The sequence below is a fragment of the Ramlibacter sp. PS3R-8 genome (assembly GCF_037572435.1).
Lineage (GTDB): Bacteria > Pseudomonadota > Gammaproteobacteria > Burkholderiales > Burkholderiaceae_C > Ramlibacter.
On sequence record NZ_JBBHGT010000001.1, the window covers coordinates 118,892 to 141,144 of the forward strand.

The following is a 22,253-nucleotide window of genomic DNA, read 5'->3' on the forward strand; positions in this document are numbered from 1 at the left end:
GTCCATGGTCGACGCGAGCCGCATCCCCGTCATCGTCGGCGTCGCGCAGATCACCGACACCGACTCGCAGCCGCCGGACGGGCGCTCGCCGCGGTCCTTCCTGGCCGAGGTGTCCCGCGCCGCAGCGCGCGACAGTGGTGCTCCGGCGGACGCGCTGCTGGCGAGCCTGGACTCGGTGGTGGTGGTGCGGCTGTACTCGGACTCGAACCCGCGGTTCGCGACGCCCTTCGGCGCCATGGCGAACCCACCGTGGTCGCTGGCCCGGCAGCTGGGCGCCACGCCGACCGAATACGCGTACCCGGCCGCCGGTGGCGACTCGCCGCAGACGCTGGTCACGCGTGCCTGCCGCCGCATCGCCCGCGGCGAGTCGGCGGCAGCCCTGGTCGTGGGAGCGGAGGCCATGCGCAGCGAACTGTTGGCTCGGCGCGCCGGCCTGCAGCTGGACTGGTCGGAGTCCGCGCCTTTCGCGCCGGACACCTTGGGTGCGCTTCCCACCTACTTCAAGCCGGTGGAAGTGGACCACGGCCTGCGCGCACCCAGCGCGATGTACGGGATCATCGGCCAGGCGGTGCGCGTGGCGGCCGGGCAGACTCTCGACGAATACCGCGAGGACAGTGCCAGCCTGTTCGCGCGCTTCGCTGGCGTCGCCCGTGACAATCCGCTGGCCACACGCCGACAAGGCTATACCGCCGCCGCGATCGGCACGGTGAGCGCGGAGAACCCCATGGTGGGCTTTCCGTTCACCAAGCTGATGACCGCGAGTGCCTTCGTCGACCAGGCCGCGGCCGTGATCGTGTGTTCGCAAGCCAGGGCGGACGAAATACGCGTGCCCGCGAGCCAGCGCGTGTACCTGCACGGGGCGGCAGCCGCGCATGACGAATGGTTCATGAGCGACCGGCAGAACCTGGCGGACTCTCTGGCGGTGCGGCTCGCGTCGAGCAGCGCGCTCACCCTGGCCGGGCGCACCCTCGCGGAAATGGACCTGCTCGACCTCTACAGTTGCTTTCCCAGCGCGGTGCAGATCGCACGCAGGGAACTGGGGCTGTCGAGCCACGACCCGCGACCGCTGACGGTGACCGGCGGGCTCGCGTTCTTCGGCGGTCCCGGCAACAACTACTCGACGCACGCCATCGCGGAGATGGTGAGCCGGCTGCGCCGCGCGCCTTCCGCCTTCGGCATGGTGCTGGCCAACGGCGGTCTGATGACCAAGGAGTCCATCGGCGTCTATTCCGCGCAGCCCGCAACCGGCGAGTGGCTGTTGCGGGAAACCGAGCCCATCCAGCGGAGGATCGACGCCCAGGCCAAGGTGCCCTTCAGCGATGCGCCGGCCGGTGACGCTACCGTGGAGAGCTACACGGTCATGCACCTCAAGGGCAGGCCCGACCGCGGCATCCTGCTGGGCCGGCTGTCCGCAACCGGCGAGCGCTTCATCGCCAACTTCGAGCCGGAGGTGCTGGACGCCATCGTCGCCGCCGATGCAGTGGGCCGCGGGGGCACGGTGCGCCGCGAGGGCGCCATCAACCTCTTCCGGCTGGCGCCGTAGAACGCCGGGGCAGGCGCAGTCGGAAAGCGCATCAGTCGGCTGGAAAAGAACTCGCTTTCCCTGGCGGCGCCGCGTGCCTACGATCCTGCAATGACGTCCGAAGACCGGCACGCGGCCAAGTGATCGACCTGCACTACTGGCCCACCCCCAACGGGTGGAAGATTTCCATCATGCTGGAAGAGTGTGGCCTGCCCTACCGGCTTGTGCCGGTGGACATCACGCGCAGCGCCCAGTTCGAGCCGGCGTTCCTGGAGATCAGCCCGAACAACCGCATCCCCGCGATCGTCGATCATGGTCCGCCGGGCGGCGCCGAGCCTGTTTCCATTTTCGAGAGCGGCGCTATCCTGCAGTACCTTGCCGAGAAGTGCGGTCGCTTCCTGCCCGCGCAAGTCGCGGACAGGTACCAGGTGCTGCAGTGGCTCTACTGGCAGGTCGGCGGACTTGGTCCGATGGCCGGGCAGAACGGCCACTTCCTGCTGTACGCGCAGGAGAGGATCCCCTATGCCATCGACCGTTATGGCGCCGAGGTCCGCCGCCTGTACGCGGTAATGGACGGGCAGTTGCAGCGAACCGGCCGATATCTCGCCGGCGACTATTCGATCGCCGACATGGCGGCCTTCCCCTGGGTCATGACGCACAAGGCGCAGCAGCTGACGCTGGACGCTTGGCCGGGCCTCAAGCGCTGGTTTGCCGAGGTGCGCGAGCGCCCGCAGGTGCAAGCGGGGCTGGCGGTTGGCAAGTCGCTGCGCAAGCCGGCGGCGGCGGCGATGGACGACGAAACGCGGCGCAGCCTCTTCGCCGGCACGCAAGCCGCGCCAGTGCGGGAGTGAATCGCTTGGCCGACCTCGAGTTCTTCTTCGACTGTTCCAGCCCCTGGACCTACCTGGCCTTCCACAACGTGCAGCCGCTGGCACGCGAACTGGGCGTGCAGATCCGCTGGCGGCCGATCCTCGTGGGCGGTGTGTTCAACGCGGTGAACCCCACCGTCTATGCCACCCGCAGCAACCCGGTGCCGGCGAAGATGGCGTACTCGGCGAGAAGCTTGCAGGCGTGGGCGCGCCTCGCCGGCATCGCGATCAACCCGGCGCCTACTGTCTTCCCGGTCAACAGCGTCAAGGTCATGCGCGGCTGCCTGGCGCTGGAGCCGCAAGGCAAGCTGGTCGAGTTCGCGCGGGCCGCGTTCGAATCCTATTGGGGCGACGACCTGGACATTGCGCAGGACGACGTGATTCGCCGAATCTGCGCGACGGCCGGCGTCGACGCCGACGCACTGCTCAATGCCATTGCCCGACCGGCCATCAAGGACGTGCTGCGCGCCAACACCGATGAACTGATCGCGCGTGGCGGCTTCGGCTCGCCCACCTTCTTCGTGCGCGGCGACGAGATGTATTTCGGCAACGACCACCTGCCGCTGGTGCGCGCCAGCCTGCAGGCCCAACTATCACCAAGGAGACAGCGATGAACATCAACAGACGTGAAGTCCTGGCGGGCCTTTCCGCCCTGGCGGCCCCCGCCGTCCTTCGAGCCCAGGCCACCTTCCCGAGCAAGCCGATCGAGATCATCGTCCCGGCCACAGCGGGCGGCGGTGCGGATCTCGGCGCGCGCCGCATCGGCGAGATGCTGTCGCCGGTACTCGGTCAGCCGATCGTGATCCAGAACAAGGCCGGTGCCGCCGGCTCAGTGGCCGCCAGCATGGTGGCTCGCGCTGAGAAGACTGGCCACGTGATCGGCATGGCCACCGACTCGTCGGTGCTGATCAACCCCCTGGTGCTGCCCGACATCACATACCAACTGGAGGACTTCGAGCTGCTGACGCCGCTCTACACCGGCGGCATGGCGCTCGCCGTGCACAAGGACTTCCCGGCTCGCACGTTGCAGGAGTTCGTCGTCGAGGTGCGCAAGCGCGGCGACATCAACTGCGCCACCTTCGGCACGGTGAGCTCCACGCGCCTGTCGGCCGAGATGTTCATGGCCGACGCCAACGTGAAGATGAACATGGTGCCTTACAAGGGCGAGGCCGAGGCGGTCCGCGATGTCGTCGCCAACATCGCGCCGGCGTTCTTCGGCACCACCGCCACCCTGCTGCCGCAGGTTCGCGGCGGAACGATGCGCGTGCTCGCCGTCTCGTCCACCGAGCGCAACCGCGCGATGCCGGACGTGCCGACGTTCAAGGAACTGGGCCTTAACAACACCGTGTACCGCTGGTTCCACGGCCTCATGGTGCCGAAGGGGACGCCCAAGACGGTGGTGGACAAGCTGGCTTCGTCCCTGCTGCCGCTGGTCGCCAGCGAGAAGTTCCGCACCAGCATCGCCGCCGACCTGACGCCGGCGCCGATGGAGCCGGCAGCTTTCACCGAGATGGTGTATGCGTCGCGCGAGACCGTGCGCCGCATCATCAAGGAGCGCAACCTCAAGGCGACCTGAACGCTGCGGTGTGCACTCGGTGCGGTCACCCGGTGCACCCGGGTGGACCTCAGTCCCTGTCGGCGGTCATGGCCGAGAGCCGCTCGACGGTCTCGCCAAACTCCTCGAGGAGCGAATAGAACACCTGCCGCACGGTGGTGGGCTCGTTGACCAGGCCCACCACCTGCCCGGCCGGGTAGGTGAGCAGGTCTTCGGCCTTGTGCCGGGCCATGCGCACTCGCGCATCGCTGACCAGCAGGCCTTGTAGCGGCATCTCCAGCGCCTTGGGCGCCTCGGGGCTGTTCCAGGCCTGCATCCAGGCGCTGGTCAGCCGGCGGGCCGGCTTGCCGCTGTCGGACCGGCTGATCATGGTGTCGGCGGAGGTCGCCGCATAGAGCTTCTTGCGGATCTCGGGGGATACCTCGCTTTCCACGGTGCCCAGCCAGATGGTGCCGCACCACACGCCCTCGGCTCCCAGCGCGAGTGCCGCGGCCATCTGCCGGCCTCGACCGATGCCACCCGCCGCCAGTACCGGCACCGGTGCGACCAGGTCCACCACCTCCGGCACGAGGATCATCGTGGTCAGGTTGCCCGTGTGGCCCGCGGCTTCATGGCCCTGGGCGATGATCAGGTCCACGCCGGCCGCCACCTGGCGCCGTGCATGCTCGGGCTTGCCGATGAGGGCGCCTACCTTCAAGCCCAGTCCGTGCGCCCGCTCGATGGTCGCGGGCGAAGGGATGCCGAGCGCGCTGACGATCAGTTGGGCCATCTTGTGGCGATACACCACCTCCAGTCGCACTTCCGCCTCCTCGCGCGTGAAGGCAAGGCTGCGGATGTACTCGAGGCGGATCTGTTCGGACTCGCCGTCCTTGAGCGCAGGCACGTTGTGTTCGCGCATGAGCTCCTCGATGAACTCCGTGTGCTCGCGCGGCAGCAGCGTCTTCGGATCGGCCTTGAGCTTGTCAGGAATCCGGTACTCGGCGTTGGGGATCAGCAGGTCCACACCGTAGGGCCGCCCGCCGGTGTGCGCGTCCAGCCAGGAGAGCTCCTGCTCCAGCTGCTCGGGCGTGAACGTGGATCCGCCGAAGACGCCCATGCCGCCCGCCAGGCAGGTCTCGGCGACGACGTCGCGGCAGTGGGAAAAGGCGAAGATCGGCGCCTGCAGGCCGAACATCTTGCAGACAGAAGTGTTCATGGTGGGTCAATGCTCGTTGGGGGTGGATTCGGAGGGCTGGGGCGGGCGCAGCCAGCCGGAAAGGGCGGCGATCTCGCGCCGCAGTTGCGTCGGAGGGTCGCGCAGCGACCGGTTCACCACCGTACGGTTGACCCAGAAGTGCAGGCCCGACGCGTCGGTGAAACCCATCGCGCCATGGACCTCGATGGCTCCGCGCGCGACGGCACGCGAGACTTCATCCAGCTGGCTCTTGGCCTGGGCACACAGCAGGGCGGCTTCGCCCGTGCCCGCGTCCAAGCTGCGTGCGGCTCGCCAGAACAGCGAGCGCGCGAGTTCCAGCGCCGCGACCAGGTCGGCGCACAGGTGCTTGATGGCCTGGAACGAGCCGATGGGACGGCCGAATTGCCGCCGCTCCTTCGCATAGGCGACGGCCAGGTCCAGCAGGGACTCGCAGGCCCCCAGGCTGTCGGCCGCCAGCAGCAGGCGCTCCAGCGCGGTCAGCTGTTGCCACGCCTGCGCATCGAGGACCAGCGGTTCGGCCTGCGCATCTTCGAGTTGCGCGTCCGCGAACTGCCGTGTCGCGTCGACCGTTTCCAGGGCGGTCCATCGCAGCCCCGGCTGCGCCGGCACCAGGAAGGCCTTTCCGTCGCGATCCACGAGCAGGGCCGCGTCGCAGTCGGGTGCTTCAGGTATGTTGCGCGCGGCGCCCTGGAGCACTCTGCCGCGCCAGGACAGGCCCGGATGCGGCCGCAGCGACGCTGCGAGCCGGCATCCGCCGGCCGCGATGGCAGGCAGCCACCGGTGATGTTGCGCCGGATCACCGCCCAGCGCGATCGCCCATGGGGCCAGCGCATGGCAGCCCATGAAGCGCAAGGGGCTCGCATGTTGGCCCAGCAGCCGCGCCACGATGGCGACCTCCAGGAGGCCCAGCCCGTGGCCGCCGAAGGCTTCGGGAACCAGCATCGCCGGCGCGCCGAACGCAGCGAATGTGGCCTCGGTCGCCTTCACCGCGCCCCTGCCGCTGCGCGCGAAGATGCGCGTCGTCTCCAGCGGGGGGGAAGTGGCCAGCAATCGGTCCAGCGCTTCTTGCAGCATGCGCTGGTCGGCGCTGAGGCCGGTCCCAGCCTGGCTGGCGGCAAGATCGATCATTTCGCCGCGCTCGAAGGCTCGCGCGGCAGGCCCAAACCCTGCTCCGCGATGATGTTGCGCTGGATCTGGGCGGAGCCGCCGCCGATCACCAGCGCCAGATCGAACATCGTGCGGAACGGCCAGACGCCTTCCTCGTGCAGGCGCGGACTGTCCCCGTACAAGGGGCCTTCGTCGCCCATCGCGTCCACTGCGAGCGTAGACAGCTGCAGGTTCAGCTCGCAGCCCTCCAGCTTGACCACCATGGCGGCCAGCCGCGCGTCCTCGCCGGCGAGGTCTGCCGCGAGGATGCGGTCGGCATGGGCGCGCATCGCCGCCACGCGGCAGGACAGGGCGGCCAGCCGGTCCACCAGCACCGCGTCGTCGATCGCGCGGCGGCTGTCGAACTCCTGCTGGAACAATTGCGAAATCTCGTGCAGGCGGCGCTCCAGCCGGCCGGCGTCGCCCAGCATGCCGCGCTCGCTGCCCAGCGCCTTCATCGCGGCGGACCAGCCGTGGCCCATCTCCCCGACGACGTTGGCCTTGGGCACGCGCACGCCGGTGAAGAACACTTCGTTGAACGACGGGCGGCCGTCGAAGAAGTCCTTGCGCACCATGCTGGTGATGTTGCGCACCTCGATGCCTGGTGCGCGCATCGGCACGATGACGTAAGTGATGCCGTCGCTCTTGCGTTCGCCGCGCGCGGTGCGCACCAGACAGTGCATGTAGTCGGCCTCGTGTGCCGAGGAGGTCCAGATCTTCTGGCCGTCGATCACCAGCGCGTCGCCCTCCTCGCGTGCGGCCGTCGCCAGCGACGCGAGGTCCGAACCCGCGTTCGGTTCCGAGAAGCCTTGGCACCAGATGTATTCGCCGCGCAGGGTCGGCGCGATATAGGCCCTGCGCTGCGCCTCGGTGCCGATCTTCAGCAGCGTGGGGACGACGATCTCGATGCCCTGGCTGCCCAGGCCCGGGTGCAGGCCGGCCCGCGCGAACTCGTCACCGATGATCGCGCGCGCAATCGGGTCCGGTGCGGCGCCGAAGCCGCCGTACTCGCGCGGCACTTCGCGCCCCGCATAGCCGTGGGCCAGCAGCAGCGCCTGCCATTCCAGCACCTGTGGGTCCTTGCGGTGGCGAGCCAAGCCGCGTGGCGCGACGTGCCCGTGCAGCGCAATGAAGGCGCGCACTTCGTCGCGCAGGGCGGCGTGCTCGCGATCGAGCGCGATCATGCGCGCTTCAGTCCTGCGGCGACAGCGAGCGTGCTGCCATCAGCTGGTCGATGGTGTCCTGCGCTACGCCGGCTTCCCGCAGCACCTCCTCGGTGTGCTGGCCCAGCGTGGGCGCGTGCCGGCGCACGGGCGGGGCCTGGCCGCCGAAGGAGACGGGCGGCCGCACTGACAGGTAGCGACCCTCGCTGGGGTGATCCATCTCCTGGAAGAAGCCCACGGCCTGCAGGTGCGGGTCTTCGGCCAACTGGTCCAGCCGCGCGACGGCCATGCAGGGCACGTTGGCACTGTCCCCGAACGCGATCCATTCGGCCGTCGTGTGCTTCAACGCGGCGACCTCCACCTGGCCGTAAATGGTGTCAGCGTGTTCGGCGCGACCGGCGAAAGTGGCGAACCGCGGGTCCCGGCTGCTCTCGTGCAGGCCGGCGAACTCGAAGAAGTCCTGCCAGTTACGGTCCGAGTACGGCATGATGCAAACGTATCCGTCACGGGTGCGGTAGGGCTTGCGCCGCTCCGTCAGCACGCGCGAAGCGCCCATCGGACCAAGCGGCGGCACGAACGCCGTACCGGACATGTGCTCGACGAGATTGAACTCCACCGCCGTTTCGAACATCGGCACCTCCACTGCTGAACCGCGGCCGGTTCGACCGCGCTGCACCAGTGCGGCCAGGATCGCGTAGGCGATCGTCTGTCCTGCCAGCTTGTCGTAGATGACGCTGGGCACGTATTTGGGAGTGCCGTGCACCTGCTCGTACAGCGCCGCAATGCCGGAGCCGGCCTGGATCATGTCGTCGTACGCCGGCTTGTCGCCGTAGGGGCCGGCAGCGCCGAAGCCATATGCGCCGCAGTGCACGATGTCAGGGCGCAGCGACTTCACGCGTTCGTAGCCGTAGCCTAGGCGCTCGATCACCTTCGGCCGCAGGTTGTGCATGAACACGTCGGCGCTGCCCAGCAGGCGGTCCAGGGCGGCGCGCGCGGACGCCGTCTTGAGGTCCAGCACCACGCTGCGCTTGTTGCGGTGCAGGTTGAGCACCGCGCCGTTCATGCCGGGATTGCGTTGCGGCTTGTAGCGCCGGTACGGGTCCCCCTCCGGGGGCTCCACCTTGATCACGTCGGCGCCCAGGTCGGCCAGGATGTGGCTGCCGTACGGGCCCATGATCACCGTGGACAAGTCAATGATGCGAATTCCGTCCAACGGGCCGTCGGAGGAGTTCAAGGCGGGGAGAGATTTGTCAGGCTGCATGCCCGACGGAACTTAGCGCGTGGAGTCAACGGTTCAAAACGACTTTTTTTCCGAATAACAGAGTCGTTTTCTGCGTCCGCGCTTCCCCAGACGAATGTCACCAGGGGCTTCCAAAGGCAACTCGATTCTAAGCGCGCACAATTCCACGGTCCTCTGTTGAGCCTGCGTAAGGGTGGTATTCCAGAAGCTGAATTGCGCCAGAGCAACGCCCGAGCAAGCACGAAGTCTACGGGATCAGTCTGTCCACCCGTAGCTCGATGCCTTCCTGGCCCAGCGACACCCCGACCATCGAACCTGCCAGGTCGCCCGGCTGCGGTGCGGCTTGGCCGGATCGCGAGACACGCACATCGATCGTCAACTTGCCAAAGCGCGAGATCGGCCGTTCAGGGGACATGGCGAGGCTGTCATCGAGGACGAATTTCGCGGGCAGGTCCTTGACCCGCAGGCGCAGCACCGCAACCGGCATGGGCCCCGCGGCCTGCGCCCTGGCGATGACGAAGACCGTGTCATCGGGAGCGACCTTGTCCTGGAGTGAAGGGGCGATCGCGACCTGGCCGCCGACGTGCTTGCGAGATGGGACGCCGGCATGGTTGGAAGTGTTCGGTGATTCCAACCTTGCCAGGTCGGCCCCGATCAGTTGGGCCAATTCGGAATCCGGCGGCAGCCGCGAGAGGAGGTGCTCCCAATGCTGGCGCGCCACTGCGATATCGCCCCGCTTGAATGCGGCCGCGCCGGCGAGCGCTAGCGCCTTGGGGTGGTCGGCGTCGATGGCCAAGGCAGCGTCGATGGCAGCCTGCGCGGGCCCTGACAGGTCGCCGGAACGTGCCGAACCCAGGGCATCCGCGTAGTCGGCGAGCAGTTGCGGCTGATTCGGCGCAATCGCAAGCGCCCTCTGGTAAGCCGCGGCCGCGTCGTCGTAGCGTTGCAAGAATTCGAGGGAGCGCGCCAGCACGGTCCAACCTTCGAGATCGTCAGGTTGCGTGCGCAAGCGGGCCGCGAGGCGGCTGACCGCGACCTCCATCTCGACGCCCCCGCTTTCATGGGCTTCGGGCTGGTTGGCCGCCAGCACGGCGACGGCCCGCGGGTTGCCGACCTGCAGGTACAAGGCCAGCGCGGCGGCCGGCAAACCAATGCTCAAGGCCGCGGCCACTCCCCAACCCATCCATGGGCGCGGTGCAAGCTGTGCGCGCGAGGAGGGCTGGGATGCCTCCTCCAGCGCCTGCAGGCGGACGTCGTTCACCGCCTGCTCCCGGTGATGTTCGTCGAGCGCGCCGGATTGGAGGTCCTGCTCGATCTGCGCCAGTTGATCGCCATGGAGATGGCGGGCAACCGATTGCCGCGCAACAGTGGAACGGCGGGATGTCCCGAGCAGCGGAGGGACGACGAACAACAGCGCAATCACCAACAGCGCCACGGCGGCCAGCCACAGGCCCGTCACGGCGTCCTTCCTTCCAGCAAGGAGTCCGCCCGTGCTTGTTCCTCTTCGGTCAGGGGCTCGGTCATCGCCCGGGCACGCCGCGACACCAGGCGCCACAGGGCCGCGAAGCCCGCCGCGAGCAAAAGGAACGGTCCGAGCCATAGCAGCCAGGTCGAGGGCGTGAATGGCGGGTCATAACGGACGAACGCGCCATAGCGCTGCTCGAAGTAATCCCGGATCTGCGCGTCGGATCTGCCCTGTGCCAGTTGCTCGCGAATCTGCTGCCGCATGCTGGCCGCCAGCGGCGCATTCGACTCCGCCAGCGTCTGGTTCTGGCACACCGGGCACCGCATGCTGGCCGCCAGGTTCGCTTCCCTGGCGTGAAGGGAATCGGCTGTTGCCGCGCCCAGCAGCGCCGAGCCCAGCAACAGTGCGGCGATCACCGGCCGAAGCATGACCATGAAGCTCACTGGAGGCTCCGCACCACGGGCATCAGTTGACTGCGCCAGATGTCGGCCGTGAGCGGCCCCGCGTGCCGAAAGCGCACGAGGCCGGTTTGATCGATCACGAAAGTCTCGGGCACGCCATAGACCCCGTAGTCGATGCCGATGCGGCCGTCGCTGTCGCTCGCTGAAGCCAAGTAGGGGTTGCCATGCCGCTGCAGCCAGGTGCGCGCCGCATCGTCCTGGTCCTTGTAGTTCAGCCCGTAGAGCGCAACGCCGTCCTTGCGGCTGAACTCCGCCAGGACCGGCAGCTCTTCCCGGCAAGGCGCGCACCACGATGCCCACACGTTCAGAACCCAGACCTTGCCCCGCAAGGCGCCGATCTGCAGCCTTTGCTGCGGATCGTGCAACAACGGCAGGTCGATGGCCGGCGCGGGCTTCTCGATCAGGGCGGACGGCAGTACTTTCGGGTCGCGCGTCAATCCCAGCGCGAGCACGATGGCCAGGCCGATGAAGACCGCAAAGGGCAGCATGAAGCGCATCACGCCCCCCCTTGCGGCCCCGTGGCGACGATGGCGGTCGCGGGCATCCGGACCGTGACCTCGGAGGAGCGCGTGGCGAGCTGCAGCCGGTAGCGGCGGTCCGTGGCCGCGAGCAGGCCACCCAGGACCATCAGCACGCAGCCTGCCCAGATCCAGGCCATGAAGGGCTTGACGTGCAGGCGCATGGTCCATGCCCGCTCACCGGCCGGTTCGCCCAGCGCGACGAACAGGTCCCGCGTCGCCCCGACGTCGATGGCCGCCTGGCTCAATGGCATCTGCTGGGCACGGTAGACCCGCTTCTCGGGATGCAGGGTGGCCGCCAGGCGTGCGTCGCGCATGACCAGCACGGTGGCGCGTTGGGCATCGTAGTTCGGCCCGCTGGACGGGACGATGTCCTGGAAGATGAACTCGTAGCCGGCCAGGGTGACCCGCGCACCCAGGGCAAGCCGCAATTCCTGCTTGCTTTCGAAGCCGTTGGCCATCGTCGCGCCGAAGATGAAAACGCCGATGCCGGCGTGCGCAGCCAACATTCCGTACCAACCGCGCGGCTGGCGACCGGCTCGCTCGACCCAGCCGCCAGCTCCGCCGGCGAGCCGCTGCCACGCGTGGGCGATGGCGCTTGCGACGGCCCATGCGGCCAGCAGCAGCGCAAACGTGGACAGCGCGGACCATCCGCGCTGGCCGGCGGGCAGCACGAACGGCAGCAATAGCGCGGCCGCGCCGCTGGCAGCCATGGCCCAGCGCAGGCGCATGGCCAGCTCGGGCAGCGGCGCCTGCTTCCAGCGAGCCATCGGACCAACGCCCATCAGGAAGATGGCCGGAACCATGATCGGCACGAACACAGCTTCGAAGTAGGGCGGTCCGACGGAGATCTTCTGTCCGGTGAGCACGTCGAGCGCCAGCGGATACAGGGTGCCGATCAACACCGCCATGGCCGCGGCGGCCAGCACCACGTTGTTGGCCAGCAGCAGCGACTCACGCGACAGCACCTCGAAGCGTCCACCCAGCCCGATGCGCGGCGCGCGCCAGCAAAACAGCAGCAGCGAACCGCCCACCACCGCCGTCATGAAGGCCAGGATGAACAGGCCGCGGCCCGGATCGACGGCGAACGCATGGACCGATGTGAGGACGCCGGAGCGGACGAGGAAGGTGCCAAGCAGGCTGAGGGAGAAAGCGCAAATGGCCAGCAACACGGTCCAACTGCGGAAGGCGCCGCGCTTTTCGGTGACCACCAGCGAGTGGATCAGCGCCGTGCCCACGAGCCAGGGCATGAAGGAGGCGTTCTCCACCGGGTCCCAGAACCACCAGCCGCCCCAGCCGAGGACGTAGTAGGCCCATGCGCTGCCCAGCAGGATGCCCAGCGTGAGGAAGGCCCAGGCCGCCACGGTCCAGGGGCGCGACCAGCGGGCCCATGCCGCGTCCAGTTGCCCCGACAGCAGCGCGGCGATCGCGAAGGCGAATGCCACCGAGAAACCCACGTAGCCCATGTAGAGGATCGGCGGATGCACCACCATGCCGGGGTCCTGCAGCAATGGGTTGAGGTCGCGACCTTGCAGGGCAGCGGGAACAAGCCGCGTGAACGGATTCGAGAGGAACAGCAGGAACAGCAGGAAGCCCACGCTCAACCACGCCATCAATGCGAGCACGCGCGCCACGAAAGGTTCGGGCAACTGGCGGCTGAACAGCGCGACAGCCAGCGTCCAGCCGGTGAGCAGGCAGAGCCAGAGCAGCATCGAGCCCTCATGGCCACCCCACACCGCGGCGAATCGGTAGATGGCAGGCAGGTCGGCATGCGAATTGGACGCCACGTACCGCACCGAAAAATCGTTGTCCACGAAGGACCAGGCCAGGCACGCGAACGCCAGGCTGGCGAAAAGGAACTGTCCCAGGGCGGCGGGGCGTGCGACCCGCATCCAGCGGGCGACGCCCCAGTGCGCGCCGGCCATCGGCAGGCTGCCCTGCACCACGGCGACAAGCAAGGCCAGCACCAGGCTGAAGACGCCCATCTCGGGGATCACGGCTGCGCCTCCATCGGCAAGGGCGCCGGCGACTTGCGCGCCTGTTCCAGGGCCGCGGCCGCTTCGGGTGGCATGTAGTTCTCGTCGTGCTTGGCCAGCACCTGCGTGGCCTGGAACGATCCGTCGGCGAGCAACCGGCCGGCCACCACCACGCCCTTGCCTTCGCGGAACAGGTCGGGCAACAGGCCGCTGTAGCTCACGGGGACCCGTTGCGCCAGGTCGGTGACGACGAAACGCACAGTCAGCCCGTCGCTGCCTCGTTGCACCGAGCCGGCCTCCACCAACCCGCCGATGCGAAACGCTTCCGCGCGCGGCACAGCCTTGGCCGCGACCTGGCTCGGGCTGAAGAAGAACACCAGGTTGGACTGCAGCGCATTGAGCACCAGCAGCGCCGCCAGCCCCAGGGCCGCCAGGCCGGCGCCGACGATGGCGATGCGGCGGTGCCTAGGCTTCATCGTCCGGCTCCCGCGTGGGGGAACGGGCCTGGGCCCGGCTGCGATGCGCCAGTTGCCAGATTTCGGCGGCCAGCAGGACCAGGGTGACGCCGTAGGCGCCAACGATGAACCAGGTGGGGTCCGAAGCGATCATCGCCGCCGGTCCAATGCTTGCCGATCGACGATCAGGCAGCGCACCCGCGCCAGGGCCACCGCCACCGAATACGCCCAGCACGCACCCACCATCAGCAACAGGCCGGCCAACATGGTGTGCGCCATCGCAGGCGCCGCGGTGAGACTGATCGACGCGCCCTGGTGCAGCGTGTTCCACCACTGCACGGAGAAGTAGATCACGGGGATGTTGACCACCCCGGCCAGCAGCAGGATGGCTCCGCCCCGGTCGGCGCGGCGAGGATCGTCGATGGCGGAAACCAGTCCGAGGTACCCGAGGTAAAGGAACAGCAGGACCAACTCGGACGTCAGGCGCGCGTCCCACACCCACCAGGTGCCCCAGGTCGGCTTGCCCCAGACGGCGCCCGTCCACAGCGCGATGACGGTGAAGAGCGCGCCCGTCGGCGCCAGTGCCCGTGCCATGAGGGCCGACAGGCGCGTGTTGAAGATCAATCCCCAGGCCGCATGTGCCGCCGCCACGAGGTAGAGGAACATCGACATCCAGGCGGCTGGGACATGGATGAAGATGATGCGGTAGACCTCGCCCTGCTGGTGGTCGGTGGGGGCCACGAAGAAGCCGACCGCCAGCCCCGCAAGAGCCAGCACGCACGCCAGGGCCGCGAACCAGGGCACGGCCCGCCCGGCCCAGGCATGGAACACCACCGGAGAAGCCAGGCGCCGCCAGTTCCCGTGCGAGGGGAGCGCCAGACCGATGCCGTCGGCCCCTCGAGCCGGGTTCATGCCGCGGTCGCTCATTCGACAGCCAGTCGCAAGGCGGCTCCTGTGGCCCAGGGACACAGGACTGCCGCAGCCAGCAAGCAAGCACCGAGCAGGGACAGGTGCGGTCCGGCCGGCATGCCCACGCGGCTCGCCGCCACGGCCCCGCTGCCGAAGATCAACACCGGCACCGACAGCGGCAGCACGATCAGGGCCAGCAGCACGTTGCCACGCAGGCCCAGCGTGAGGGCGGCGCCCAGCGCGCCCAGCAGCACCAGCGTCGGCGTTCCGAGAAGCAGGGAGGCCAGCAGGACGGCCAATGATTGCGCGGACAGGCCGAACTGCAACCCCAGCAAAGGCGCAACCACCACCAGCGGCAGGCAGGTGAGCAGCCAATGCGCCGCCACGCGGGCGCCGACGATGCCCGCCAGCGAGCGAGGCGACAGCAACAGCTGTTCCAGGGCGCCATCTTCGAGGTCGGGCAGGAACAGGCGGTGCAGCGAGACCGTCACCGCCAGCAGCGCGGCCACCCACACGACGCCGGGCCCGACGGCGGCCAGCAGCGCCGGGTCCGGTCCCAGCGCGAGCGGGAACACGCTGCCGACCACCACGAAGAAGAACAGCGCACCGAGCGCGTCCATGGGCCGGCGCCAGGCCGACCGCACTTCACGGGTGATGAACGGAATCGAGGCTGCCAGCATCACCGAATGCATCCATGTCGATGGAGAGCGCACCAGGGCCGTCACCGAGGTCGCGATGGGTCGCCACCACCGCAATCCGGCCACCGCGCGCGTGCTCCGAGAGGTACTCGTCGAAAAGCTCCTCGCCTTCCTCGTCCAGGCTCGCACTGGGTTCGTCGAGCAGCCACAGCGGACGGCGGCTCAGGATGACGCGCGCCAGGCTCAGGCGTTGCTGCTGTCCTTGCGAGAGGAAGCGCACGCAGGTGTCGCTGCGTCGGGCCAGCCCCAGTCGCCCCAGGACTTCACGGCACTCCGTCTGAGCAAAAGCGCTATTCGCGACGTGCAAGGAGAAGCGAAGGTTCTCCAGCACGGTCAATTCGCCGCTCATCCCGCTGGCGTGCCCCATGTAGGCAATGCTTCCGAGGGATTCCGATGGGATGGGGCCGATGGACTGGCCGCACCAACGCACGTCGCCGCGGGTAGGTTGCAACAGGCCGCACAGCAGCCGAAGCAGGCTGCTCTTGCCGCTGCCGTTGGACCCGCGCACCTGCACGACATCTCCCGGCATGGCTGCGAAGCTCATTCCGCTGAAGATGATCCGGCCGGCCCGCGTGCATTGCACATCGCGAACCGTCAATCCTTGGCCCATCAACCCCCCGGTTTGGTGGTGCCTGTCGCAGCGCTACCGTCCTTGGGCACCACCTGGCCGGGCGTGTCCGTCGGAGCCTGTCCGGGCGGGATGTGCGGCAACTTGTGGGCGATGCCCTTGTGGCAGTCGATGCAGGTCTTTTCCTTGCTGGCCAGGTAGGTCGTGTGCATGTTCTGCGCGCGCACGCTTTGCCGCGTGAAATCCATGGATTCGTAGTCATGGCAATTGCGGCATTCCAGCGAATCGTTGGCCTTGAAGCGCGCCCATTCGTGCTGGGCCAGCTCGAGGCGCTTGGCACGGAACTTCTCCTCGGTGGAGATGGTGCCGAAGATTTTCCCCCAGACCTCCTTGGACGCCTGCATCTTGCGGGCCATCTTGTCGGTCCAGTCGTGCGGTACGTGGCAGTTGGAGCACGTCGCGCGCACACCGGAGCGGTTGGTGTAGTGGATGGTGCTCTTGAGTTCAACGAACACGTTGTCGCGCATCTCGTGGCAGCCGGTGCAGAACTTCTCGGTGTTCGTGGCTTCCATCGCCGTGTTGAAAGCGCCCCAGAACAGGATGCCCCCGATGAAGCCGCCCAGCGTGAGGAAGCCCAGGCTGAAGTGAACGCTTGGCCGGCGGACGATGGTCCAGTAACGCTTGAAGCGGTCGATCAATCGCATGGTGTCTTCCGCTGCTATTTGTTGGCTGGCAGGGACACGGGAGGTGCGGCCCCGAAGGAGTTGCCCACGATCGGAGGCACGCTGTCCTGCGGCACGTGGCACTGCATGCAGAAGTAGCGCCGCGTCGAAATGTGCGGCAGTTCCTTGCCGCTGCGGTCGAAGTAGTGGGTGGCGCTCACCGGGATGGCCTGGGAAAAACTGGCCTTGCCGCGCGCGTGGCAGTCCAGGCACTTGTTGAAGTTCCTGTCGACCTGGTAGCCGTCCACGCGGTGCGGAATGGTGGGCGGCTGCGTGTCGTAGTTGCGCGGTCGCCGGACATCGTCGTTCACCGCGTTGCCCAGCATCGGTGGCCGGGTGGTATCAGGCACCGCCGCCGGGCCGCGCGCCGCATCCTGCAGCTTGGTCGCAGGCTGGGCCCAGGCCAGGACGGCCACGAGGCCAAGCAGCGGGAGGAGTTTGCGAAGGTGGGTCATGGTGGCGCTGCCTTCCGCCCGCTCACACCTTGGTGATCTTCACGGCGCATTTCTTGAAGTCCGTCTGGAACGAGATCGGGTCCGTGGCATCCAGCGTGACCTTGTTGATCAACTGGCTCGCATCGAACCACGGCACGAAGACCAGTCCGCGGGGCGGCTTGTTGCGGCCACGCGTTTCCACCCGCGTGCGCATGCTGCCGCGCCGCGAGCTCACTTCCACCTCGACGCCGCGCCTGACGCCCAATGCCGCCGCGTCTTCCGGGTGCATGTAGCACACCGCGTTCGGCACGGCCTTGTGCAATTCGGGCACGCGGCGCGTCATGGAGCCTGAATGCCAGTGCTCGAGGACCCGTCCGGTCGAAAGCCAGAAGGGGTATTCCTTGTCCGGTATTTCCGGAGGGGGCTCGTAGGGCAGGGCGAAGATCAGCGCCTTGCCGTCGGGATGGCCGTAGAACTGGTAGCCGGTGCCCGCCTTCACGTAGGGGTCAGCGCCTTCCCGGTAGCGCCACAGGGTCTCCTTGCCGTTCACCACGGGCCAGCGCAATCCGCGTCCCTGGTGGTAGGTGTCGAAGGGGGCCAGATCGTGCCCGTGGCCTCGCCCGAAAGTGGCGTACTCCTCGAACAGGCCCTTCTGCACGTAGAAGCCGCACTCCTTCGCCTCGGCGTTGTCGTAGCCGGCCTCCATTTGCGACGCCGGGAACTTGTCGACCTGGCCGTTTCGGAAGAGCACGTCGTACAAGGTCTTTCCGCGGTACTCCGGCTTCTTCGCGATCAGCTCGGGCGGCCACACTTCCTCGACCGTGAAGCGCTTCGAAAATTCCATCAGCTGCCACAGGTCGGACCGTGCCTCCCCGGGTGCCTTCACCAGCTGGTGCCAGAAGTGGGTGCGACGCTCGGCGTTGCCGTACGCGCCTTCTTTTTCTACCCACATCGCGGCCGGCAGGATCAGGTCGGCGCTCAGCGCGGTCACGGTGGGATAGACGTCCGACACGACGACGAAGTTGTCCGGATTCCGGTAGCCCGGATAGCCCTCCTGCATCAGGTTGGCGGCCGCCTGCATGTTGTTGTTGACCATGGACCAGTAGGCATTGAGCTTTCCGTCCTTGAGCATCCGGTTCTGCAGCACGGCGTGGTAGCCGGGGACGTCGGGGATGGTGCCCGCGGGCAGCTTCCAGATCTCCTCGGCGTGGGCGCGATGCTTCGGGTTGGTCACGACCATGTCGGCCGGCAGGCGGTGCGCAAACGTGCCGACCTCGCGCGCCGTCCCGCACGCGGAAGGCTGGCCCGTGAGCGAGAAAGGGCTGTTGCCTGGCGTGGAGATCTTGCCGGTGAGCAGATGGATGTTGTAGACCATGTTGTTGCACCAGACACCGCGGGTGTGCTGGTTGAAACCCATGGTCCAGAACGACATCACCTTGGTCTTGGGGTCGGCATAGAGCTCGGCCAACGCCTCCAGCCGGTTCTTCGGCACGCCGCTCAACCTGGCGGTGTAGTCGAGGTCGTAAGTCGAGACGAACCTGGCGAAGTCGTCGAAGCTGATCGGCTTGGATCCGCCCGCATTGCCCGCATTCTTGGCGGCCTTCTGCAATGGGTGTTCCGGGCGCAACCCGTAGCCGATGTCGGCGTTACCCAGGCGGAACGACGTGTGCTTGTCGACGAACTCGCGGTTCACGCGGTTCGTCTTGATGATGTGGTTGGCGATGTAGTTGAGGATCGCCAGGTCCGACTGGGGCGTGAAGGTGAGCTCGATGTCGGCCAGTTCGTAGGAACGGTGCTCGAAGGTGGAAAGCACCGCCACCTTCACGTGGGGGCTGCTCAGGCGGCGGTCGGTCACCCGTGTCCACAGGATCGGGTGCATCTCCGCCATGTTGGAGCCCCACAGCACGAAGGCGTCGGCGGCCTCGATGTCGTCGTAGCAACCCATCGGCTCGTCGGCTCCGAAGGTGCGCATGAAGCCCACGGCGGCCGAGGCCATGCAGTGCCGCGCATTGGGGTCCAGGTTGTTCGAACGGAACCCGGCCTTCATCAGCTTGAGGCCGGCGTAGCCTTCCCACACCGTCCACTGGCCGGAACCGAACATGCCCACCGCGGTCGGACCCTTCTCCTTGAGTACGCGCTTGAATTGCGCGGCCATCACGTCGAAGGCCTGGTCCCACGATACGCGCGTGAACTCTCCGTCCTTCGCGTACTGGCCGTTCTTCATGCGCAGCAACGGAGTGAGAAGACGGTCCTCCCCATACATGATCTTCGACAGGAAATAGCCCTTGACGCAGTTGAGGCCACGGTTGACCTCCGCTTCGGGGTCTCCACGCGTCGCGACGACGCGGTTGTCCTTGACGGCCACCTGCACGCCGCAACCGGTGCCGCAGAACCGGCAAGGTGCCTTCGACCATTTCAGGCCGGAGGCTCCGGGGGCAACGGCTTGAGCGATGCCCGGAAGCGGGATGCCGGCGACCGCCCCTGCTGTCGCAGCGGCCGTTCGCCGCATGAACTCCCGACGATCAGTGGGCATCCGGAATCTCCTCGTTCATTGCGGCCAGGCTGTCGGAGCATTGATACACCATGGCGGCGGACAAGACACCATCGGTGCGCTGGATCCGGTTGACCATGGCCAGCATGGCGTCGGTGGTTTCCGCTTCCAGCGTGACCACCATCTTTCCGGCGGGGGAGGTGCCGTGCACCATCGCGCCGGGCATGGCGCCGATGGCCTCCTCGACGTCCCGCAAGCGGACGGGAGCGGTGAGTACCACCAGGCTGCTGATGTGCACTTCTTCAGTCACGTGGCTTCCTTGAAGTGGCGCGCGAAATCATTGAAGGGTCGCTCAACGGACCGGTGGACCAGCCAGGAGCTGGTACATCCAGACGAGGAACCCATAGCCGGAAACGACGATGACCGCCAGCACGGGCGCCATGACGACCGAGAGAAACAGGAAGCTGCGAAACTCCTGCGCCTTCGTGAAAGGCTGCTGTGGTCTGTCCATCCATTCCTCCATGGCGCGAAATCGCGCTATGTGCCTCTCTGACGCCGAACTGATCGTAGGCGGGCGCCATGGCACTGTCAATCACTCGGTCACGCGGCAAACGCCTGGGCGCGCCGGTCGAAGCAACGTACTCTCGCGTCTTCAAGACTTGAGCCGCCGCACGGCCTTGCGCGGCGCCTTCTTGGCCGGGACGCGGCGTGTCTGGGGTTGGAAGAGCTTCTCGAGCTGCTCCAGCCGCTCCGCCTGCAGATCGGAAGTGTCGCCGTCGGCAGCCGCGGTGCGGCGGATGGCCGCCAGAAGGCGTGCGCGCTTGCCGGCATCGGCCGGCAGCATCCCGGGGATGGCGGCGACTGCTCCTTCCGGATCGAGCACCAGGCTGAAATACTGCTCACGCACCAACTGCTTGAATGCTTCCAGGGTCAGGCCGTCGTTCTCCCTGCGCATCTCGCGCAGCGTGTTGAACGCACGCTCGTCGACGCCTGGATCCGCCATGCTGACATAGAGAAAGGCTCTGACCGCCGCTTCTCGGACCCCACCTTTGGTGATGCCGGCCTTCAATTCGGCGATGCGGTCCTTGATGAGGGCGACGCGCTCCGGCGCCATGCCGGGGCGCGGCCTGGGCTCGGCCTGCGCCGTGCCCACCATCGCCTGCAGCACGGGTGAGTCGTAGATCGCCAGGAAGATCTTTTCCATCTGGGCGTCGCGCTGGTCGCGGTAGCCGTCGAGGGCGGCGACGATGCCGTCCGAGACCATGGCCTGCCATTGCACGAGGGGGTTGTCCGGCGCGACCGGCTGGCGCTGCGCCCGTACCTGGTCCGCCAGTCGCGCGACCTGCTTCATCATCGGGTTGCGACCCGAGAAGATCTCGTAGGGAAGTTCGGTGCGCCTGGACTTCTTGCTCTTGCGCTTGTCGGCGGACTGCTGCGTGACGAACGCCTTCACGAAAGGCTGGACCATGCTGCGGTAGAGGGCGAGGTTGGTCTCGGAGACCTTGCGCACCGTGGCGAAGCGCCGCTCGTTCTCCGGGCTGGGCTGGACGATGGCGCGGATGTCCTCCAGGCTGCGCGGCTCGAAGCGCACGATCCAGTCGCCGTCGATCGCATCCTGGTTGAGCGATTCGGCGGTCTTCGGGGTCATGACAGCCTCGTACAGGCCGGGCGGCAGCACATCGATCAGGTCGATGTTGGAGGCGAACTCGTTGTGCTCCTTCTTGGCCACACCGCCCGAGACGAAGATGCCGAGGTGGCCGACGGTGTCGTGCACGGCGTAGACGATGGTCTGGCCGCAGGCACGGATGTCGTCGTCGCTGCCGTAGAGGTCATGGATCCACCCGAGCGCCTGCTGCGGCGGGGTGATGTTGTCGCCTTTCGAGCAGAAGCAGATGATCGGCGAGCGGATATTGCGCAGGTCGATGCGCTGTCCGTCACGCGTGACGATCTCGGCGGTGGCGAGCTTGTTGCCGACGAACAGGTTGTCGACGATCCACTGCATCTCCTCCGCATTGAGGTCGATGTGGCCGCCCCACCACTTTTCGAATTCGATGTAGCGGGGTCCTTCGGTATCCACCTTGGACCAGAGGTTGTACTTCTTGGTCCACAAGGTGTTGGATGGATTCAGGTTCTCGAAATTCTCGACCAGCATGCCGCCGTCGAACTTGCCGGCGCCCAGGTCGCCGGCCAGCGCCGTCATCCAGCTGCCGCCGGCCAGGCCGCCGGTGTAGCGCATCGGGTTCTCGCCTTCGATGCCCGCCCAGTAGGACAGCGGCGAGCCGGCCACGATGATCGGCCCGAACAGCTCGGGCCGGATCGCCGCCACCAGCAGCACGGCCCACCCGCCCTGGCAGTTGCCGACGACGCAGGGCTTGCCTTCGGCACCGGGGTGCAGCGAGATGACCTTCTCCAGGAACACTGCTTCGGTCTGCATGACGTCTTCGATGGTCTGGCCCGGCATCGGCTCCGGGGTGAAGCCGATCAGGTAGGCGGGGTGGCCGGCTTTCATGGCCACGCCCAGTTCGCTGTCGGCCTTGAAGCCGCCGATGCCCGGCCCGTGCCCGGCACGCGGATCGACCACGACGAAGGGGCGCTTGCGCGGATCGACCTTCAGGCCGGCCGGCGGCCTCACGCGCGCCAGCAGGTAATTGCACGGCCGTTCGAACGTGCGACCGTCCAGCACCAGTTCGCCGTCGAAGCGCAGCACATGCGGAACGTCCTTGTCCTTCTGCTCGTAGTACTGGTCGCTGCGTTGGCGCATCACGTCCCAATACAGCACCGTGCGCTGCATGACATCGGTCATGTATTCGGCGATCGGCCCACCGGCTTGGGTGAAGTCGGTCAGGGAAGGAATGGTCTTCGGCAT

General features: G+C 67.4%; 23 protein-coding genes. 4 read left to right on the forward strand and 19 right to left on the reverse strand.

Annotation, left to right across the window (positions count from 1 at the left end; translation table 11 throughout):
• Positions 1-4: 4 nt before the first annotated feature.
• The 4 genes from WG902_RS00575 to WG902_RS00590 all read left to right on the forward strand — a co-directional run bounded on the left by WG902_RS00575 (position 5) and on the right by WG902_RS00590 (position 3,967).
• Complete coding sequence (locus WG902_RS00575) at positions 5-1,543, forward strand: acetyl-CoA acetyltransferase (RefSeq protein ID WP_340057932.1); 1,539 nt, start codon at positions 5-7, stop codon at positions 1,541-1,543.
• Positions 1,544-1,662: 119 nt separating this feature from the next.
• Positions 1,663-2,373, forward strand: a complete 711-nt coding sequence (locus WG902_RS00580; protein WP_340057933.1) for a glutathione S-transferase N-terminal domain-containing protein — start codon at positions 1,663-1,665, stop codon at positions 2,371-2,373.
• A gap of 5 nt (positions 2,374-2,378) precedes the next feature.
• Positions 2,379-3,005, forward strand: coding sequence for a 2-hydroxychromene-2-carboxylate isomerase (locus WG902_RS00585; RefSeq protein ID WP_340057934.1), 627 nt, complete (start codon positions 2,379-2,381; stop codon positions 3,003-3,005).
• The gene (locus tag WG902_RS00590; RefSeq protein WP_340057935.1) at positions 3,002-3,967 is read left to right on the forward strand and encodes a Bug family tripartite tricarboxylate transporter substrate binding protein; all 966 of its coding nucleotides are present in this window, start codon (positions 3,002-3,004) and stop codon (positions 3,965-3,967) included. The genes WG902_RS00585 and WG902_RS00590 overlap by 4 nt, the downstream gene beginning before the upstream one ends.
• Before the next feature lie 49 nt (positions 3,968-4,016).
• Here the strand turns inward: WG902_RS00590 and WG902_RS00595 are convergent, their stop codons facing one another.
• From WG902_RS00595 to WG902_RS00685, 19 genes are all read right to left on the reverse strand, one after another.
• Positions 4,017-5,141, reverse strand: a complete 1,125-nt coding sequence (locus tag WG902_RS00595; RefSeq protein ID WP_340057936.1) for a nitronate monooxygenase — start codon at positions 5,139-5,141, stop codon at positions 4,017-4,019.
• A 6-nt stretch (positions 5,142-5,147) separates the two neighbouring features.
• Positions 5,148-6,269: an acyl-CoA dehydrogenase family protein gene (locus WG902_RS00600; RefSeq protein ID WP_340057937.1), complete on the reverse strand. Its 1,122-nt coding sequence runs from the start codon at positions 6,267-6,269 to the stop codon at positions 5,148-5,150.
• Positions 6,266-7,471, reverse strand: coding sequence for an acyl-CoA dehydrogenase family protein (locus WG902_RS00605; RefSeq protein WP_340057938.1), 1,206 nt, complete (start codon positions 7,469-7,471; stop codon positions 6,266-6,268). The genes WG902_RS00600 and WG902_RS00605 overlap by 4 nt, the downstream gene beginning before the upstream one ends.
• A gap of 7 nt (positions 7,472-7,478) precedes the next feature.
• A complete protein-coding gene (locus WG902_RS00610) occupies positions 7,479-8,711 on the reverse strand; it encodes a CaiB/BaiF CoA transferase family protein (RefSeq protein ID WP_340057939.1) in 1,233 nt (410 codons plus the stop codon).
• Between the two features lie 226 nt (positions 8,712-8,937).
• Positions 8,938-10,149, reverse strand: a complete 1,212-nt coding sequence (gene ccmI, locus WG902_RS00615; protein WP_340057940.1) for a c-type cytochrome biogenesis protein CcmI — start codon at positions 10,147-10,149, stop codon at positions 8,938-8,940.
• On the reverse strand, positions 10,146-10,589 hold the full coding sequence (locus tag WG902_RS00620) for a cytochrome c-type biogenesis protein (RefSeq protein WP_445263661.1): 444 nt from the start codon (positions 10,587-10,589) through the stop codon (positions 10,146-10,148). The genes ccmI and WG902_RS00620 overlap by 4 nt, the downstream gene beginning before the upstream one ends.
• Positions 10,590-10,594: 5 nt before the next feature.
• Entirely contained in the window at positions 10,595-11,116 is a 522-nt protein-coding gene (locus tag WG902_RS00625) for a DsbE family thiol:disulfide interchange protein (RefSeq protein ID WP_340057941.1), read from the reverse strand.
• Positions 11,113-13,131, reverse strand: coding sequence for a heme lyase CcmF/NrfE family subunit (locus WG902_RS00630; protein WP_340057942.1), 2,019 nt, complete (start codon positions 13,129-13,131; stop codon positions 11,113-11,115). Before WG902_RS00630 ends, WG902_RS00625 begins: the two co-directional genes overlap by 4 nt.
• On the reverse strand, positions 13,128-13,586 hold the full coding sequence (gene ccmE / locus WG902_RS00635; RefSeq protein WP_340057943.1) for a cytochrome c maturation protein CcmE: 459 nt from the start codon (positions 13,584-13,586) through the stop codon (positions 13,128-13,130). The genes WG902_RS00630 and ccmE overlap by 4 nt, the downstream gene beginning before the upstream one ends.
• Positions 13,576-13,719, reverse strand: a complete 144-nt coding sequence (locus WG902_RS00640) for a heme exporter protein CcmD (RefSeq protein ID WP_340057944.1) — start codon at positions 13,717-13,719, stop codon at positions 13,576-13,578. Before WG902_RS00640 ends, ccmE begins: the two co-directional genes overlap by 11 nt.
• Positions 13,716-14,477, reverse strand: a complete 762-nt coding sequence (gene ccmC, locus WG902_RS00645) for a heme ABC transporter permease CcmC (RefSeq protein ID WP_340057945.1) — start codon at positions 14,475-14,477, stop codon at positions 13,716-13,718. Before ccmC ends, WG902_RS00640 begins: the two co-directional genes overlap by 4 nt.
• 11 nt (positions 14,478-14,488) lie before the next feature.
• Positions 14,489-15,154: a heme exporter protein CcmB gene (gene ccmB / locus WG902_RS00650; RefSeq protein ID WP_445263662.1), complete on the reverse strand. Its 666-nt coding sequence runs from the start codon at positions 15,152-15,154 to the stop codon at positions 14,489-14,491.
• Entirely contained in the window at positions 15,120-15,716 is a 597-nt protein-coding gene (gene ccmA, locus WG902_RS00655; RefSeq protein WP_445263641.1) for a heme ABC exporter ATP-binding protein CcmA, read from the reverse strand. Before ccmA ends, ccmB begins: the two co-directional genes overlap by 35 nt.
• Positions 15,717-15,781: 65 nt before the next feature.
• Complete coding sequence (locus WG902_RS00660; RefSeq protein ID WP_445263642.1) at positions 15,782-16,444, reverse strand: cytochrome c3 family protein; 663 nt, start codon at positions 16,442-16,444, stop codon at positions 15,782-15,784.
• 14 nt (positions 16,445-16,458) lie between these two features.
• Positions 16,459-16,917, reverse strand: coding sequence for a nitrate reductase cytochrome c-type subunit (locus WG902_RS00665; protein ID WP_340057947.1), 459 nt, complete (start codon positions 16,915-16,917; stop codon positions 16,459-16,461).
• A gap of 22 nt (positions 16,918-16,939) precedes the next feature.
• Positions 16,940-19,429 carry a periplasmic nitrate reductase subunit alpha gene (gene napA, locus WG902_RS00670; protein ID WP_340057948.1) on the reverse strand — a complete coding sequence of 830 codons (2,490 nt, stop codon included), beginning with the start codon at positions 19,427-19,429 and terminating at the stop codon, positions 16,940-16,942.
• Positions 19,419-19,697 carry a chaperone NapD gene (locus WG902_RS00675; protein ID WP_340057950.1) on the reverse strand — a complete coding sequence of 93 codons (279 nt, stop codon included), beginning with the start codon at positions 19,695-19,697 and terminating at the stop codon, positions 19,419-19,421. Before WG902_RS00675 ends, napA begins: the two co-directional genes overlap by 11 nt.
• Positions 19,698-19,739: 42 nt before the next feature.
• Positions 19,740-19,898, reverse strand: coding sequence for a periplasmic nitrate reductase, NapE protein (gene napE / locus WG902_RS00680; RefSeq protein WP_340057951.1), 159 nt, complete (start codon positions 19,896-19,898; stop codon positions 19,740-19,742).
• A gap of 141 nt (positions 19,899-20,039) precedes the next feature.
• Positions 20,040-22,253 (reverse strand): TerB family tellurite resistance protein, encoded by a 2,214-nt coding sequence (locus WG902_RS00685; protein WP_340057952.1) that lies wholly within the window; start codon positions 22,251-22,253, stop codon positions 20,040-20,042.

Excerpts from the sequence above, each read along its gene's own strand:
- WG902_RS00590 (WP_340057935.1), top strand. The coding sequence starts at position 3,002 with ATGAACATCAACAGACGTGAAGTCCTGGCGGGCCTTTCCGCCCTGGCG.
- WG902_RS00640 (WP_340057944.1), bottom strand. The coding sequence starts at position 13,719 with ATGATCGCTTCGGACCCCACCTGGTTCATCGTTGGCGCCTACGGCGTC.
- WG902_RS00620 (WP_445263661.1), bottom strand. The coding sequence starts at position 10,589 with ATGGTCATGCTTCGGCCGGTGATCGCCGCACTGTTGCTGGGCTCGGCG.
- WG902_RS00660 (WP_445263642.1), bottom strand. The coding sequence starts at position 16,444 with ATGCGATTGATCGACCGCTTCAAGCGTTACTGGACCATCGTCCGCCGG.
- WG902_RS00595 (WP_340057936.1), bottom strand. The coding sequence starts at position 5,141 with ATGAACACTTCTGTCTGCAAGATGTTCGGCCTGCAGGCGCCGATCTTC.
- WG902_RS00575 (WP_340057932.1), top strand. The coding sequence starts at position 5 with ATGGTCGACGCGAGCCGCATCCCCGTCATCGTCGGCGTCGCGCAGATC.
- napA (WP_340057948.1), bottom strand. The coding sequence starts at position 19,429 with ATGCCCACTGATCGTCGGGAGTTCATGCGGCGAACGGCCGCTGCGACA.
- WG902_RS00610 (WP_340057939.1), bottom strand. The coding sequence starts at position 8,711 with ATGCAGCCTGACAAATCTCTCCCCGCCTTGAACTCCTCCGACGGCCCG.
- WG902_RS00605 (WP_340057938.1), bottom strand. The coding sequence starts at position 7,471 with ATGATCGCGCTCGATCGCGAGCACGCCGCCCTGCGCGACGAAGTGCGC.
- ccmA (WP_445263641.1), bottom strand. The coding sequence starts at position 15,716 with ATGAGCTTCGCAGCCATGCCGGGAGATGTCGTGCAGGTGCGCGGGTCC.
- napE (WP_340057951.1), bottom strand. The coding sequence starts at position 19,898 with ATGGACAGACCACAGCAGCCTTTCACGAAGGCGCAGGAGTTTCGCAGC.
- ccmC (WP_340057945.1), bottom strand. The coding sequence starts at position 14,477 with ATGAACCCGGCTCGAGGGGCCGACGGCATCGGTCTGGCGCTCCCCTCG.
- ccmE (WP_340057943.1), bottom strand. The coding sequence starts at position 13,586 with ATGAAGCCTAGGCACCGCCGCATCGCCATCGTCGGCGCCGGCCTGGCG.
- WG902_RS00665 (WP_340057947.1), bottom strand. The coding sequence starts at position 16,917 with ATGACCCACCTTCGCAAACTCCTCCCGCTGCTTGGCCTCGTGGCCGTC.
- WG902_RS00600 (WP_340057937.1), bottom strand. The coding sequence starts at position 6,269 with ATGATCGATCTTGCCGCCAGCCAGGCTGGGACCGGCCTCAGCGCCGAC.
- WG902_RS00685 (WP_340057952.1), bottom strand. The coding sequence starts at position 22,253 with ATGCCGAAGACCATTCCTTCCCTGACCGACTTCACCCAAGCCGGTGGG.
- ccmB (WP_445263662.1), bottom strand. The coding sequence starts at position 15,154 with ATGCTGGCAGCCTCGATTCCGTTCATCACCCGTGAAGTGCGGTCGGCC.